The sequence below is a fragment of the Paenibacillus paludis genome (assembly GCF_042610515.1).
GTDB lineage: Bacteria > Bacillota > Bacilli > Paenibacillales > Paenibacillaceae > Paenibacillus_AQ.
The window spans coordinates 115,396-130,789 of record NZ_JBGJZP010000011.1; the positions used below are offsets into that span (position 1 = coordinate 115,396).

Genomic DNA, 15,394 nt, shown 5'->3' on the forward strand with positions numbered 1-15,394 from the left:
GTTTATTAGTTTACAGTTGATTCGGATTTGTAGTTTTACTGTTTAAAAAGCTACAATTATATAGAAGATGTAGTTTACGATGTGAAAGCAGAAGAATGGAGCGAGAAGAATGAATAAAACAACGTCGCGAACAGATCCACGCATACTCCGCACGCGTCAATTGCTTAGAAATGCAGTGATTGAACTGCTAGAGGAAATGGACATCGAGAAAATTTCAGTAAACCGCATTGCAGAGCGGGCAAAAATCAATCGCGTTACGTTTTATCTGCATTACCGGGATCTCCCGGATATGCTGGAGAAGATGGCAGATGATATGGTCGAGGACATTCATCAGGTAGTAAACAATCATTCGGAGTTGGCAGACAAGGAGGATTGGCCGCTGCTGGAGAACCTTCTCAAGCATATTGAGGAGAATGCAAGATTTTACAAAGTTATTCTTACATCGAGACAAATTACGATCTTCACGGATCGTTTGTTCAAGCTGCTGTCGGAAATGATTGCTGAAAGACTGGAGCGAAAGCAAGGTGACCCGGGGGACTCATCAGCAAATATACAAAGAGAGGTCGCCATTTGGTACGGTTCCGCAGCCTTGATTGGTACGATTGTCGCCTGGCTTCGAAAGGACATGCCCTATACACCGTCCTATCTGGCCAGACAAATAACGTTGCTCCGCTCTCAATAACAGATCAATAGAATATAGGTGCTCTTGACTTCGGTAGTACATTTAAATATAATCTAACCAGTTAGTTATAAAAAGAGGTGAAAACCATGACGCCAGCAGAGAGCGGGAGCAAGGGCAACGGCAAGCGAAGTTCACGGACTTACGATGCAGCCCGAACCAAGGGGATGATTCTTGACGCTGCGGAGGAGACGTTTGCCGAGCTTGGTTATTCAGCAGCACGAATCGACGGGATTGCGAAGGCTTCGGGGTATAACAAAAGCCTGATTTATCAGTATTTCGGCGATAAGCTGGGACTTTACACCGAAGTAGTCAAACGTGCCGACCAGATTAGTGAGCAGGTAACCGGGGCGGCAATCGCCGAGCTGTTGAAGAACCCAAGTCTCATGAGTGACCCTGTTGTATTCAAAAGTTTTCTGGAGAAGATTACCCGGCAAATGTATGAGTTTCTCCTGGAGTACCCGCGATATTTGAAAATTCTGTTCTGGGAGGCCGCTGAGGATTGGAAGACCTGGAATCAAATCACCTACCGCCCGGATGATATGACTCAGCTGCATGAGCTGGCCATAGCCGCGAAGCAGAATGGAATCCTCCGGCAGGATTTCGATCCGGCGATGTTTCCGATTCTGATTCTGAATGTGACGACAGCGACGCTTCAGTCCTTTTCACGCTATAAGGAAGTGATGGGCAAGCTGGACTCCCCGGAGATGAAGGAGCACACCATGGATCAGATTGCGAAGTTTGTCATTTATGGTGTCATGGAGCCATCTTTACTGTAGAAGATGGCTTTTATTTTCATCAAATATAACTAACTAGTTAGTTTATAAAGGGAGGCGATAATGTGAATGCTATTATTCAGACTGAAGGCTTAACGAAACATTACGGAAGCCATCATGCTGTAGACGGAATATCACTGCATGTTGAGCAAGGGGAAATCTACGGATTTCTGGGACTGAATGGTGCGGGTAAAACGACGACGATACGCATGCTGCTGGGGATGATCCGGCCGGATTCCGGAGCTTCCTATTTGTTTGGGCAACGTGTGGATGCCGGCAGTCACAAGCTGTGGGCGAACGTCGGATACATGGTGGAGACCCCGTATTCTTATCCTGAGTTAACGGTCCGGGAGAATCTGGAGATCATCCGCCGTCTGCGGGGCATACCGGAACACGATGCCATAGATTCTGTAATGGACAAGCTGCAGCTAACCCCCTACCGGGACCGCAAGGCCGGTAAATTGTCACTCGGCAACGGACAGCGGCTGGGCCTGGCCAAAGCAATGCTGCATAATCCAAAAGTGCTGATTCTGGATGAGCCGACGAACGGACTGGATCCCGCTGGAATTGTCGAGGTACGGCAGCTGCTTAACGAGCTTGCCCTGACTCACGGGGTGACAATATTTATCTCCAGCCATATCCTGGGCGAGGTCGCCAGACTGGCGACACGGATCGGTATTGTTCATCATGGCAAGCTGCTTCAGGAAACGGAGGTCAGGGAGCTGCAGCATATTCTCCGGAAACATCTGCTTGTGCAGACCCGTAATCCTGAAGCTGCCCGGATAAAGCTGCTCCAGCACGGTTATAAGGTGAAATGGTCCGAGGAAGGGCTGCAGCTCTCCGACGATCATGCGATAGCTAGTCCTGAGCAGATATCGAAGCTGCTGGTCCATGCAAATATGCCGCCCATTCAGTTGAGTGTAGAAGAAGAGGATCTGGAAGCTTATTTTCTTAGAAAAATTGAAACCGGAGGGGGAGCAACAGAATGAATCAATGGTTATCAGCCATAGGAGGGGAAATCTTGAAGCTTCGCCGGTCCAGACTGCTATGGATATCACTCGGCACCAGCATCCTGCTGCCGGTTATGCTGGGGCTCGTATTTTCCGGATCGCTGGGTTCTCAGAACAACATAGAGAGTATATTGGATGTGCCGGGGTTTATGGATGAGCTTGGTTATGTGGTTTCGATCGGAGGCTTGATCGGATTCGGTTTTATATACAGTTGGATATTCGGCCGGGAATACTCCGACCGTACGGTTAAGGATTTACTGGCATTGCCGCTTTCCCGTTACAGTGTGGCAGCCGCTAAATTAATGGTTGCCACAGTTTGGTGTGAGGTCCTGGCACTCCTTATGTTTGCGGTTGGAAGCCTTACCGCCTGGTTTGTCCAGTTGGATGGCTGGAGCCTTGAGATCATCGCGGAAAGCTTCAGGGAATATGTATTGCTCTGTCTCATGGTCATCTGCTTATGCATCCCGGTAGCCTGGATGGCCAGCGTTGGACGCGGGTATATGTCTGCGTTTGGGTTCATTGTGCTTACCATCGTGATTTCCCAGCTTGGCGGAGGCATTGGAATTACGGAATATATTCCATGGGCCATCCCCGGGCTCCTCAGCGGCGCTTCGGGGGAGGGAAATGCCCATTTGCAGGCTCTGAGTCTCAGCCTTCCGTATCTGACCGGTGGTATTGGCTTGATCGGCACACTCTCCTGGTGGCGTTATGCTGATCAAGCATAATTGATAAAAGGGGCACCTCACTCCACCGGGTAGCGCGGCAGCTCCACGATGACTGAGGTTCCCTTGGTGAATTCGCTCTCGATGCGCAGGCGGCCGCCATGCAGCTCGATAATTTCTTTGCAGATGGCAAGGCCCAGTCCGCTCCCGGACTGGCGTGATCTGCCTTTGAAGAATTTGGTCCCGAGCTTCGTGAGGTCGTCAGCTTCGATGCCTTCCCCGTTGTCCGCGACTGTGACGATAATTAGGGTTTCATTATAGTCCGCCGTGAGGCGGACCTCCCCCTGGGCGGGAGTGAATTTGAAAGCATTGTCCAGCAGATTTACAAAAACCTGCTTCAACCGGTTGAAATCGCCGTCCACGGGCAGCGGCTGATCGGGAATATCGGCATAGAGCCGGATTTGTTTGGTCTGGCCCCGGTACCTGAACTGCAGCAGCAGATCCTCAAGCAGACCCCTGAGGTCATAAGGCTGGAGCGAGACCTTTATCTCCCCCGCCTGGAATTTGGAGAAATCCAGTAAATCCTCAACCAGACCAATCAGACGATCCGTTTCCCCGGTCATTACCTCAAGACCCTGCAGGGTCTCTTTTTTATCAGACAAATCACCCACAAGCAGCGTTTCACCCCAGCCTTTGATCGAGGTAAGGGGAGTGCGCAGCTCATGCGTGACGGAAGAGATGAAATCATATTTGATTTTTTCGCTTTTGACCATTTCCTCTGACATGTAATTCAGTGTGACTGCCAAGGTGCCGACCTCATCGTCATACCGCTTTTCCGCCCTTACGTCAAAGTTTCCGGTGGCCATCTCTTTGGCGACAGAGGTTAATTGCTGAATAGGTCCAACGATCCGTTTAGCGATAATCAGGCTGAGTACGAAGCCAAAAAGAATGACGAGCAGCCCGACCCAGGCGGCATTCAGGACAATGTTGATAATAACGTCGTAGAGGGGCTCGGCTGAAACAGAGTAACGCAGTACACCAATGTTCTCCCCGGATTCCCTCAAAGGAATGGAAACGGCCATTATCCGTTCACCGTTGAGAGGGGTAATACTCTGATAGGTCCCCTTGCCGCTGATCAAAGCATCTTTGACGTCAGGGGTCTCAATATGCTCCGAGCTTGCGAAGCCGAATGAATTGATAATGACATCACCTGCCGGACTGAGCACTTCAACCTTGCTGCTCTCTTCAGTCGAAAGATTCTCCAGAATGTACCTGGCCCGTTCATTGATCGAGTAGCCCTCCAGATACTTATTGAAAAAGGTGGCGGAGGTAACGGCCCGGGAAGACAGGGTCTCCATCGCGCTGCCCAGGTAGTAGTAATGGACTGCTACAATAAATACTCCCTCCAGCAGCAGGACGATCAGGAGCAGAACAATGGTGATATAGACGATAAGCCTAGACCTGATTCCCTTCAGCAATGTTAGACCCTCCATAGATAGCCGAATCCCCAGACCGTTTCGAGGTATTGTGGTCCGGAAGGGCCCTGCCCGATTTTTTGGCGGATTCGGCTGATATTAACATCTACAATCTTAAGCTCTCCCATAAAATATTGCCCCCATACGGAGGTAAGAATATCGTCACGGTTCATAGCCTTGTTAGGCTGCTCCATAAGCAGTTTGACGATGGAGAATTCCGTGGGCGTCAGGGGAATCTCGAGCTTGTCTTTCAGTAATTTGCGTTCATCCAGCATCAGTGTGAATGGAGGAAGCTCAATATGGTTCTCTTGTGCGGACACTTCTCCCGGATACATCCGCCGGTAGAGCGACCGGACCCGGGCAACCAGCTCAACCGGACTGAAGGGCTTAACCACATAGTCGTCTGCACCGGCTTCCAGCCCCATCACCTTATCGACTTCCTGGCTTTTGGCAGTCAGCATAATAATGCCAAGCCGGGGGAACATGCCCCGCAGGCGTTCACACACCTCGAAGCCGCTGACACCGGGAAGCATCAGGTCCAGAATAGCAATATCAAAATCCTTCTGATCCCGGGCGGCAGCCAGAGCCTCTTCGCCTGTGGAGGCCTCGACAACCTCGAAGCCCGCACGCTTAAGATTGACAAGCAGAAAATCGCGTATGGGCTTCTCATCTTCCAGTACCAGCACTTTCATGGGTGCCCTCCTTGTTCTACCTATTGCTGGGGCTTCTGGGGCGTGCCGGCCAGCTGCTGCACTTCATCAAGCGTCAGCTTTAGCTGTTCATACTCCTGAAGAGAGGAGCCGGTCAGCTTGCCGGCTGCATCAGCGGATGGAAGAACAGCAACAAGCACGGTCGGTGCTGTACTATCCTCCGTATTTTGCAGCTCATACAGCAGTTTATAGGTTGTGTTCTTCGCCAGCAGTGCCGCTTCGGCAGTCTGCCAATCCTTTTTGGAGATCTGGCGCAGCTCCAGAAGCGGGGCCTGCTCAGCAGACGCTGCATTGGTGTAGCTAAACTGGATATGCTCCCAAGCCGTAGGGGATTCCTCCGGGGCCACAAGCTTGTATTTACCGGTCCAGGATTGCGGAATGTGGAAATTGTAGCCCCATCTGTCGAAATGCTCCTCCACAAACTTCAGTCCCGATTGCCCGTCCCACTGATAATATTTGGTGATGAAGGGAGTGGCCAGCGGGGCAAAGCTCTCTGTACCCGCAGGGGGGACAAGGAATCCGATCTCGACAATGCCATCACCGTTAATATCTGAGCTATACAGCGGGTAATCCTTGATCGCCATATTGTTCTCACCCAGCAAACCGTTTGCTTTCGAAACAAGTGGCCCCAGCACAATATCCCTGCTGTCTGCCAATTCGTCACGCTGATAATCCTCTGTTGCAAGTATATCAATAAATTTGCCATTTTCCCAAGTCAGCAGAGAAGTGTAGGAGGAATGTGCACCAACCGCCGCATCAATGAACAGGGCATTTTTGGATGGCGCTGCTTTTGTAAACAAGGCTTGAAACACATACCCGTCGATGGTCTGGTCAGACAAGGTCTGCAGCTTGCCGTCATGAAGCCGGATTACCTGCAGGTGGGATTGCGGCTGGGTGTCCGTGGTGAACGTTCCCTGGATCAGGGCGATATCTGTCTGACCTTCATTGGTCAGATTGCCGACAACCAGCTGGTCATAAGGCTGCTTGAGCTTTTCGGTCAGCTCACCCCCACTCAGACTGTAGACGGACAGTTCCTTGCTCAAGCCTTCGCCGCCGCTGAACCCGAGCAGCATATCCGCTGCTCCGTCTGCGGTAACATCTATAAACTGTACGTAATCCAGCTCACTGCCGACTCCCGTAATCGTAGTCAGCTTTTTCCAGTCGGCGCCGGGTTTGGACAATACGAGGGTATTGATTTCATAATCCGTTTTGTCCGTTTTATAGAAGGCCAGAATTTCATCCTGACCATCCTTGTCGAGATCCTGCAATTGAATGGCACTGCCGGATTCGGAATTGATGGGCACCGTCAGGTGGGCATTCGCCGGAAGAAAAGACTTCACAATACTTGTAATGGTGCCATCGGCACTGCCCTGCGAAGGGGCCCGGAGTAAATCACTGGGAGTCTTGGGTGCACCGCAGCCTGCAGCAATAATCGATAATAAGAGAAGGGCGCTTAGGCCTGATTTGTTCATAAGATATAATCTCCTTAAGTTCATCTGTGGCTAGTATATCCCAACCCTTCGGCAAAGTAGTTTCAAAATGGTAAAGGCTAAACGGGAGTCTGGCTGTTTGGATAGTACCTTGTATATAAGTGTCCAGCGAAAAGCTAGAGCAGCGGCGGATCGGTCATTATTAGTCTTGAAGTAACCCCTCATAAAACGCTCTGACATCCATCTGCTCGGGCAGGCCCGAAACACCGCCGTCTCCCAGCTCTACAATAATCCAGCTTCCCTCTGCAGTTTTGGCGATGTCCATGGTGAAGAAGCGGCTTGTAATCGTGCGGGCAATTTCCATAAAAGGGGTCAGATCCGGCTGATCCTCATCGTAGGTAACATCATCCCAGTAATTCAGAAAAGCTATGATTTGATGATCCAGAAAAAATATCCGGTATTCTTTGGAAAGCGGCATGCCGCTCTTATCGTGTGATTGCAGGTACTCCAGAGGAACGAATTCACGGATAACGATTCCTTCGCTCAGTCCGGCCCCCTGTCTTTCGATGAAGTTCCACACCACCCGCTGTACATTGCCGTGGTCTGAAGCATCCGGGATATAGCAGGCATCAACCCATTCGTGCTTTCTTGACTTCACATAGTCCTTGACGATTAAAGGAGATTCGCCGAATACGGCAATTTGTTCGAACAGCTCCTTCCAGTCGGCGGGCTTGCTTGGACTTGTGCGCCAGATGGTGCGCGGTGTCAACGATGCGATCATCGAATAGGAATAGGGCAAGTAGTGACAGTGAGCATAGGCGGTAGAATCATTGATAAGTTCAATATTCTTTGATTGGAGTGCATCGTAGAGCTGCTGATAATGCTGCGGCTTCATCATCCAGCCCCGGTAAATTGCAGATTCCATAGAGAGCGCAGGTGTAATCTGCCGGATGGACCGGGCTGCCTGGCCTTCCATCAAGGCCTCCAGTGAAACGAGCTCCGTCTTGAAGCCGGCAGCTTGAGCTGCATGCCACTCCGTTTCATAATCCATATCCACCCTCTTGGCATCCAGCGGATCCTGGCAGAAAATAATCCTCATAATACTCTCCCTCATCCCTTAAGCTTGTTTACCTTCCATTATACTCTCTTAGGTAGCTCTGCGAAGCCAGCATGCCCAGCGATTACGGAAATCAGGGAACTGGGAAATATTGGAGGTACAAATGCCCGCAGCTCATGTGCAGCTAGTAGCATTCAGTGTGTGACACATGTTAATTACAGATTTTTCTTGAAAACTTATAATAATTTGGCATTAGTAAAATAAGGGGATGAAAAGCAGAAATGAAGAGGGACACCGTGTTTTACATTGTAGCGGGAATGATTGCAATTACTCTGCTGTCTAATTTTATTGCGTATCGTTCATTACCGGACCAGATGGGAATACAGGTGAAATCATTCCAGTTCAAGGCTGATGATTTCACAAATTATATTCCCAAGCGGGTATTCCTTTTTTTGATACCGGGTATTCAAATTGTTGCATCTATTTTTAGGGGGGAAAGGAAATCTAAGACCTCTCTGTTAGTGTTAAACACGGTTTTAGTAATTGTGAACAGCTTCACCATTTATATAAATCTTTAGCTATATAAGTTGAACTTTAGACTTACCGATCCGGCATAGAACGCAACTGCGGTGAATGTTTGGACTTCCGGCCACTGTTGTCTCCCGATTTCTTGATTTATACCGCTATTTGCGGTTGAAATCCGGAGACAAAGGTGGTCGCTATCGCTCCTACAGTTCCAAAATTCCAGAACAAAAGCATCCCTTCACGTGAAAGGGATGCTTTTGTTGAATGTAAGCGTTTATAGGTTCCACAATCAGCTAATATTCGGAGTGGAATCTCTAATGATTGGTTTCGTGTAGATATGAGAGACCTGATAAGGCTGCTCTGGATAGGTGATGCGTGACAGCAGTATTTCGGCTGCTTTGACGCCCATTTCATTACTGTAGATATGAACGGTGGTAAGATGAGGCTCAATAATCTTTGATTCCGGGCCGTTATCAAAACCGCAGACGACAATATCACCGGGAATGGAGTGATTCAGATTCTTCAGTGATTTCATAAAGCTTACGGCGATGTAATCGTTCGCACATACAAAGGCGGACGGGAGCTCGGCAATGTCATTCAATCTTTCATCCGCCCAGCAGGGACTGGAGAAAAAGAGATTATCCTCATCGAGAACGCACTGGCCGGGATCTAGCGGGATTCCAGCCTCGGTCAGAGCACGATTAAAACCTACCCATCTTTCATTAAAGCTCCGGCAATGATTATAATCCCCGATAAACCCCAGGGTTTTGTAACCGCCCTCAATCAACTTTTTAGTAAGCTGATAGGTGCTGTGTTCGTTCTCCATTAACAACACGTCCGCCCGGAAATCAGGGTAGCAGACATGTGCGGAACAGTCGATGAAAATGGTCGGAATCTCAAGGCTTGTAATCAGGTTACTGTATTCCAAGTTGAACAGCTCAATACATATGATTCCGTCCACATTGGATACATCGAAATTATTAGGGAGGGACAGAGATTTCTGTTCAATCTCCCGGATGATGTGAATGGACAAATTATATCCTTCTGCACTGATCCGCTTTTCCAGGCCGCTGATCAAAGTCGATCCAAAATGCGAAGTATTCGGCAAATTCTCTGTTAATAAAGCAATGTTTCTCGAGCTCTTTGGCAGGACATTTTCGGTTTCCATTAAAGAAAACTGCTTATATTTCAACTCAATCGCCTTTTTGATAACTTTGTTTCTGGTTTCTTCAGGCAATCCTTCCGTTCCGTTCAAGGCTTTGGAGGCCGTGTTTCTGGAGATCCCCAGAGCATCAGCGATATCCTGTATCGTTACTTTTCCCCGTGCCATATATGTAATTTCACCTCTATATTATTGTTTTCTTTCACTCTGCAAATAGCGGCCGCATACGCTTCGCTTTACTCCCTTAAATGTATAATAGTTTTCTCAAAATAGCAACGTTAATTTTACAAATGCACAATTAAGTTTACATTATGTAATAGTTTTGTTTGGTAATTATTTCTGATAAAGTGTTTAAAATGAATATATTAAGTTGAATAAATGCTCTTTTTCTAAGAAAAACCACCTATTTATCAATTTTGACAATATTTTCAGGGATTTTAGATACGGAATAATTGTCAAATGAACAAATATATTTTTACAAAATGTATTGACTCATGGTGAAGTCTTTGATAAATTGTAAATGAAGAAGGGCATGAACGTCAAAATGTAAGCCTTTCACTGGTGAAAAACATTGTATAAGAATGGAGGTAAAGGCATTGCATAACTCAATTGAAGTGGATCACAGAAAACTGGTGACGGGGCGGAAGATGTCCCTGTTTGAATATTTGAAGAAACATTACTTCCTTTATTTAATGCTAGCACCGGCACTGATCCTGACCCTTATTTTTAAATACGGTCCTATGTATGGTGCGATTATTGCCTTTAAGGATTTCAGCCCAATCAAGGGAATTATGGGGAGCGAGTGGGTAGGTTTTTACAACTTCGAGAAATTCCTGTCTTCCCCAAACTTCGAAGTGATTTTTATGAATACGCTTAAATTAAGTTTTTTCGGTCTAATCTTGAGCTTCCCTGTTCCCATCCTGCTGGCCTTGATGCTCAATCAGGTTCGCCGGGCCGGAGTCAAAAAGAACATACAGTTATTCTTGTATGCCCCTAACTTCATATCCGTTGTTGTAGTGGTCGGCATGTTGTTTATCTTCCTGTCCCCGACAGGACCTATCAACCAGCTTTTTAGCTGGGCTACCGGTGAACCGGTGATGTTCATGTCACGTCCGGAGTACTTCCGCTGGATCTATATTCTTTCGGATATATGGACGGGTGCGGGATGGGCTTCCATTATCTACGTTGCGGCTCTTGCCAATGTGGACCCTGAGTTACATAACGCAGCCAATCTGGATGGTGCTAATCTTCTTCAAAGAATACGTCATATTGATATTCCGACCATTCGTCCGATTATGGCCATTGTGTTTATCCTTGCCGCGGGCGGCATCATGTCGATCGGGTTTGAAAAGGCTTATCTCATGCAAACGGCAACGAACATGCCAACCTCTGAGATTATTCCGACGTACGTTTACAAAATTGGTTTGCAGTCCGGTGACTATGCATACTCAGCCGCAGTAGGACTATTCAACTCTATTATCAACGTCATCCTGCTCATTACGGTGAACTTCACAGTGAAGAAACTGAATGAGGGCGAAGGTCTTTTATAAGAAAGGAGCAACAAGTCATGTTCATCAAACATTCCCGGCTGGACCGCTTTATTCTTGTGCTGAACGCCACCTTTTTGACCCTTGCTGTATTGATTGTGGTGCTTCCGCTCATTTATGTGGTGATTGCATCCTTCATGGATCCGTCGATCCTGCTCAGCCAAGGGCTGTCGTTCAAAATTTCGGACTGGTCACTGGAAGGCTATAAGATGATTCTTACCAATCCGGCGATGATCCGAGGATTTGGAAACGCTGTTTTTTACGCCTCTTCCTTTGCTATTCTTACCGTTCTGGTCTCGATCTGTGCGGGGTATGCCTTGTCGGATGACAGGATGAAGGGTAGAGGTTTTTTTATGACAGTGTTCCTCTTTACGATGTTCTTTGGAGGAGGACTGGTCCCGACTTACCTGCTGGTTAAGAATCTGGGGCTGCTGGATACAGTCTGGGCTGTCATCATTCCCGGGGCGGTCAATGTATGGAATATTATTTTGTCCAGAACATTCTTCAAAGGCGTGCCGAATGAGCTGAAGGAGGCGTCCAATGTGGACGGGGCTTCAGAGATGAGGATTTTCTTCAGCATTGTATTACCGCTCTCGAAACCGATCATCTTCGTGCTGGCGCTGTATGCTTTTGTCGGCCAGTGGAATTCATACTTTGATGCCATGATTTATCTCGATAATCCCAACCTCCATCCGTTGCAGCTCGTTCTGCGCTCAATCCTGATTCAGAATCAGGTCGATCCCGGCATGATCGCTGATCAGCTGGCCATGGCGGAAATGAAACGATTATCTGAAATCATCAAGTATGCCGCAATCGTTGTCTCCAGCTTGCCGCTCATTATTATGTATCCGTTCTTCCAGAAGTACTTTGAAAAAGGTGTCATGGTCGGTTCCATTAAATAGGAAGCGGCTGCACATAGATAAGTTCTTTCATCCCTATTCACTTTGGAGGTCATATCCTATGAAAAGATCAAAAAGATCAAAAGTGTTGTCAAAAGCAGCTTCTGCGTCTGTACTTGCTTCATTTATGTTCCTTGCCGCATGCGGCGGCGGGGGAGGAAATGCTGCCGGTGAAAAACAGGATCCAAGCGGCAAAGTCACCTTGAACTTCATTACCCAAAGCTCCCCGCTGGCACCGGCCGATCCGAACGAAAAGCTGATTAATAAACGTCTGGAAGAAAAAACGAATGTGCATATCAACTGGAAAAACTTCACCAGAGACGTATTCGTGGAAAAAAGAAACCTGGCTGTCGCAAGCGGTGATCTCCCCGATGCTATTTTCAATGCCGACTACAGTGATTATGAGCTGCTGAAGCTTGCTAAAGATGGTGCTATCGTTCCATTGAACGATCTGATCGAGCAGAATATGCCCAATTTTAAAAAAGTGCTGGAAGAAGCCCCTGAATACAAGAGTATGATTACAGCGCCTGACGGTAAAATTTATGCATTTCCTTGGATTGAAGAGCTTGGGAACGGAAAAGAAAGAATTCAGGCGGTAGACAGCATGCCTTGGATCAACGTGGAATGGCTTAAGAAGCTGGGCCTCGACATGCCGACAACCACGGAAGAATTGAAAAAGGTGTTGATTGCCTTCAAGACCCAAGATCCGAACGGCAACGGTCAGGCAGACGAAATTCCCTTATCCTTTATCAACAAGCCGGGTGCGGAAGATCTGGCATTCCTCTTCGGTTCATTCGGATTGGGCGAGAATCCCGACCATGCTGTCGTAAGCAATGAAGGCAAAGTGATATTTACAGCTAAGGAAGAAGGTTATAAAAAGGCGGTGTCTTTTATCAATGACCTTTATAAAGAAAAACTCATTGATATCGAAGCCTATACCCAAGACTGGAGCACTTACCTGGCCAAAGGCAAAGATCAGAAGTACGGCCTCTACTTCTCTTGGGATAAAGCCAATATCTCCGGAGCAAACGCTGCTTATGAAGTAATGCCGCCGCTTGCAGGCCCTGATGGTGAAGTCAACGTAACCAGAACCAACGGTCTCGGTCTAGGCCGCGGTAAGATGGTTGTGACAAGCGCCAATAAAAACCTGGAAACGACAGCGAAATGGGTAGATCAGCTGTATGATCCCGTTCAATCCGTCCAGAACAACTGGGGAACCTACGGGGATGACACACAGCAGAACATCTTCGAATTTGATGAAGCAAAAGGAATGCTGAAGCATTTGCCGCTGGAAGGCGCTGCTCCTGTGGAGCTTCGCGAGAAAACAAGTATCGGCGGACCGCTGGCTATTCTTGATTCCTACTATGGCAAATATACGACCATGCCGGATGATGCCAAAGGGCGTATGGACATCATCAAGAATATCATGGCTCCAAAGATGAAAGCAGAGAACGTAATGCCGAGCGTATTTCATTCGATTGATGAGCTTGACCGCCTGACGACGATTGAAACCGACTTGTTCGCCTATGTACTCAGAATGCGTACAGAATGGTACCAGAACGGAAAAGTCGATGCACAGTGGAATGATTATTTGAAGGAGCTGGACCGTCTTGGCCTGCAGGAATGGCTTGAAATTAAACAGGCAGGCTACGACAGAGCGACGGGAAAATAGATAAATATAAAAATATATATAAGCTGAACTAAAGTACACCTAGAGGCGAAAGCGGCGGAGGGGAAGTTTGGAACTGCAGGAGCGTAAGCGTCCGCCTGAAAGCTTTCCGTAGGAAAGCTCGCTTCGAAAGCATAGGCAGTCTTCGGATTTCAACCGCGGACAGCGGTCATAATCAAGAAATCCGAAGACAATCGCGGCCGGAAGTCCAAATATTCTCCGTAGTTGCGACTGAACCTTTATTCTAAACTTTTCAGTTCAAGCTATATAGGAGCAAAGGAGAAATCATAATGTCAGCTATTACAAAACAAAACTACCGGGGTGCCTATCATTTTTCACCCAAAGAAAAGTGGATGAACGATCCAAACGGCTTGGTATATTTCGAGGGGGAATATCATTTGTTCTTTCAGCATCATCCCGGCGGAATGACCATGGGGGACATGCATTGGGGCCATGCGGTCAGTAAGGATCTGGTGACCTGGGAAGAGCTGCCGATCGCGCTGGTGCCGGATGAACTGGGGATGATTTTCTCGGGAAGCGCCGTTGTCGACTGGAATAACACGACTGGATTTTTTGAGGATCAGCCAGGGCTGGTGGCCATTTTTACCCATCACTTTGACATGCCGGAAGGACAACCTGCCATTCAGCGTCAAAGTCTGGCCTATAGCAAGGACAAAGGCAGAACCTGGACCAAATACGAAGGGAATCCGGTGCTTGAACATGATATCTTCATTGATTTCCGTGATCCCAAGGTGTTCTGGAACAAAGAGAAGAGTAGATGGGTGATGATCGTAGCCTGTGGTCAAACGGTAGGTCTGTATCATTCCCCTGATCTGATCAACTGGACCTTTGCCAGCGAATTCGGTGAGGGCATCGGATCACATGACGGTGTGTGGGAGTGCCCGGATTTGTTCCAGCTGGCCGTTGACGGAAAGAAATCGGATACCAAATGGGTAATGCTCGTGAGTATTGGTGCAGATCCCGCTTTTGAGGAGGGCTCAAGAACGCAATATTTCACGGGTGACTTTGACGGAGCGGTATTTACTCCTGACGAAGAGTCCCGGAGCATCCGCTGGCTGGATCACGGCAGAGATAATTATGCCGGTGTGAGCTGGTCCGATCTGCCCGAGGAAGACGGAAGACGGCTGTTTATCGGCTGGATGAGCAACTGGATGTATGCCGGTCAGACACCGGCGGAAGGGTTCCGCGGAGCAATGACGATTCCGCGGGAGCTTTATCTGGAGTTAAGGAACGGGCAAACTACGCTCATTCAGAAGCCTGCAAAAGAACTGGAAGCCGCGCGTACCCCGGTCCTTTCCCTGAAAAATGTCTCTGTTCAAGAAATTAATGCAGCCTGTGCCAAGCTTCATCTTGAGGCTTACGTTATTGAGGCGGAGGTTGCTCATGGGACATCTGCCGGCTTTAAAGTAAAGGCAGGTGCAAAGCAGCAAACCATGGTCGGGATTGATGCGCAGACGGAAGAATTGTATGTAGACCGGACAGCCTCCGGGAAGCATGATTTCCACAAGTTGTTCCCGGGACGCCACTCAGCGAAGCTTGCGGCACCGGGTACAGCCTATGATCTGCATATTTATGTGGACCGTTCCTCCGTTGAAGCGTTCTGTGGTGGAGGCCAGGCAGTCATTACAGATCTCATTTTCCCTGAATCCGAATCTACCGGTCTTGCTGCGTTTGCCGACAATGAAGAGGACTTGTTCCTTTCGCTGGATATCTACAATCTGGCTTCATCTACCGCAAACGGCAGCAACCAGTAACCGGGAGGGTTAAGTGAC

The 15,394-nt window shown here is 48.2% G+C and carries 13 protein-coding genes; 8 read left to right on the top strand and 5 right to left on the bottom strand.

Annotated features, from left to right (window positions below; translation table 11 throughout):
• Window positions 1–109 precede the first annotated feature (109 nt).
• The 4 genes from ACAN56_RS21305 to ACAN56_RS21320 all read left to right on the top strand — a co-directional run bounded on the left by ACAN56_RS21305 (window position 110) and on the right by ACAN56_RS21320 (window position 3,190).
• The gene (locus ACAN56_RS21305) at window positions 110–682 is read left to right on the top strand and encodes a TetR/AcrR family transcriptional regulator (protein ID WP_379145655.1); all 573 of its coding nucleotides are present in this window, start codon (window positions 110–112) and stop codon (window positions 680–682) included.
• An 86-nt stretch (window positions 683–768) separates the two neighbouring features.
• Window positions 769–1,458: a TetR/AcrR family transcriptional regulator gene (locus tag ACAN56_RS21310; protein WP_052092306.1), complete on the top strand. Its 690-nt coding sequence runs from the start codon at window positions 769–771 to the stop codon at window positions 1,456–1,458.
• Window positions 1,459–1,520: 62 nt separating this feature from the next.
• Window positions 1,521–2,444 carry an ABC transporter ATP-binding protein gene (locus ACAN56_RS21315; protein WP_379145656.1) on the top strand — a complete coding sequence of 308 codons (924 nt, stop codon included), beginning with the start codon at window positions 1,521–1,523 and terminating at the stop codon, window positions 2,442–2,444.
• The gene (locus ACAN56_RS21320) at window positions 2,441–3,190 is read left to right on the top strand and encodes an ABC transporter permease (RefSeq protein ID WP_379145658.1); all 750 of its coding nucleotides are present in this window, start codon (window positions 2,441–2,443) and stop codon (window positions 3,188–3,190) included. The genes ACAN56_RS21315 and ACAN56_RS21320 overlap by 4 nt, the downstream gene beginning before the upstream one ends.
• Before the next feature lie 17 nt (window positions 3,191–3,207).
• On the opposite strand, the gene ACAN56_RS21325 is transcribed toward ACAN56_RS21320, so the two are convergent.
• The 5 genes from ACAN56_RS21325 to ACAN56_RS21345 all read right to left on the bottom strand — a co-directional run bounded on the left by ACAN56_RS21325 (window position 3,208) and on the right by ACAN56_RS21345 (window position 9,654).
• A complete protein-coding gene (locus ACAN56_RS21325) occupies window positions 3,208–4,605 on the bottom strand; it encodes an ATP-binding protein (RefSeq protein ID WP_379145660.1) in 1,398 nt (465 codons plus the stop codon).
• Between the two features lie 2 nt (window positions 4,606–4,607).
• Entirely contained in the window at window positions 4,608–5,294 is a 687-nt protein-coding gene (locus ACAN56_RS21330) for a response regulator transcription factor (protein WP_038596316.1), read from the bottom strand.
• A gap of 20 nt (window positions 5,295–5,314) precedes the next feature.
• A complete protein-coding gene (locus ACAN56_RS21335) occupies window positions 5,315–6,784 on the bottom strand; it encodes a VCBS repeat-containing protein (RefSeq protein ID WP_379145661.1) in 1,470 nt (489 codons plus the stop codon).
• Window positions 6,785–6,944: 160 nt separating this feature from the next.
• The gene (locus tag ACAN56_RS21340) at window positions 6,945–7,841 is read right to left on the bottom strand and encodes an ATP-grasp domain-containing protein (protein WP_341119107.1); all 897 of its coding nucleotides are present in this window, start codon (window positions 7,839–7,841) and stop codon (window positions 6,945–6,947) included.
• 772 nt (window positions 7,842–8,613) lie between these two features.
• Window positions 8,614–9,654 carry a LacI family DNA-binding transcriptional regulator gene (locus tag ACAN56_RS21345; RefSeq protein ID WP_379145662.1) on the bottom strand — a complete coding sequence of 347 codons (1,041 nt, stop codon included), beginning with the start codon at window positions 9,652–9,654 and terminating at the stop codon, window positions 8,614–8,616.
• A 479-nt stretch (window positions 9,655–10,133) separates the two neighbouring features.
• Between ACAN56_RS21345 and ACAN56_RS21350 the strand changes: the two genes are divergently transcribed.
• The 4 genes from ACAN56_RS21350 (at window position 10,134) to ACAN56_RS21365 (ending at window position 15,376) form a co-directional block, all read left to right on the top strand.
• On the top strand, window positions 10,134–11,036 hold the full coding sequence (locus tag ACAN56_RS21350) for an ABC transporter permease (protein WP_052092700.1): 903 nt from the start codon (window positions 10,134–10,136) through the stop codon (window positions 11,034–11,036).
• A gap of 17 nt (window positions 11,037–11,053) precedes the next feature.
• On the top strand, window positions 11,054–11,935 hold the full coding sequence (locus tag ACAN56_RS21355) for a carbohydrate ABC transporter permease (RefSeq protein ID WP_038596304.1): 882 nt from the start codon (window positions 11,054–11,056) through the stop codon (window positions 11,933–11,935).
• 58 nt (window positions 11,936–11,993) lie between these two features.
• Window positions 11,994–13,604, top strand: a complete 1,611-nt coding sequence (locus tag ACAN56_RS21360) for an ABC transporter substrate-binding protein (protein WP_379145663.1) — start codon at window positions 11,994–11,996, stop codon at window positions 13,602–13,604.
• A 287-nt stretch (window positions 13,605–13,891) separates the two neighbouring features.
• Window positions 13,892–15,376, top strand: a complete 1,485-nt coding sequence (locus tag ACAN56_RS21365) for a glycoside hydrolase family 32 protein (RefSeq protein WP_379145664.1) — start codon at window positions 13,892–13,894, stop codon at window positions 15,374–15,376.
• Window positions 15,377–15,394 lie beyond the last annotated feature (18 nt).

Excerpts from the sequence above, each read along its gene's own strand:
- ACAN56_RS21345 (WP_379145662.1), bottom strand. The coding sequence starts at position 9,654 with ATGGCACGGGGAAAAGTAACGATACAGGATATCGCTGATGCTCTGGGG.
- ACAN56_RS21335 (WP_379145661.1), bottom strand. The coding sequence starts at position 6,784 with ATGAACAAATCAGGCCTAAGCGCCCTTCTCTTATTATCGATTATTGCT.
- ACAN56_RS21360 (WP_379145663.1), top strand. The coding sequence starts at position 11,994 with ATGAAAAGATCAAAAAGATCAAAAGTGTTGTCAAAAGCAGCTTCTGCG.
- ACAN56_RS21330 (WP_038596316.1), bottom strand. The coding sequence starts at position 5,294 with ATGAAAGTGCTGGTACTGGAAGATGAGAAGCCCATACGCGATTTTCTG.
- ACAN56_RS21310 (WP_052092306.1), top strand. The coding sequence starts at position 769 with ATGACGCCAGCAGAGAGCGGGAGCAAGGGCAACGGCAAGCGAAGTTCA.
- ACAN56_RS21350 (WP_052092700.1), top strand. The coding sequence starts at position 10,134 with ATGTCCCTGTTTGAATATTTGAAGAAACATTACTTCCTTTATTTAATG.
- ACAN56_RS21355 (WP_038596304.1), top strand. The coding sequence starts at position 11,054 with ATGTTCATCAAACATTCCCGGCTGGACCGCTTTATTCTTGTGCTGAAC.
- ACAN56_RS21320 (WP_379145658.1), top strand. The coding sequence starts at position 2,441 with ATGAATCAATGGTTATCAGCCATAGGAGGGGAAATCTTGAAGCTTCGC.
- ACAN56_RS21340 (WP_341119107.1), bottom strand. The coding sequence starts at position 7,841 with ATGAGGATTATTTTCTGCCAGGATCCGCTGGATGCCAAGAGGGTGGAT.
- ACAN56_RS21365 (WP_379145664.1), top strand. The coding sequence starts at position 13,892 with ATGTCAGCTATTACAAAACAAAACTACCGGGGTGCCTATCATTTTTCA.
- ACAN56_RS21305 (WP_379145655.1), top strand. The coding sequence starts at position 110 with ATGAATAAAACAACGTCGCGAACAGATCCACGCATACTCCGCACGCGT.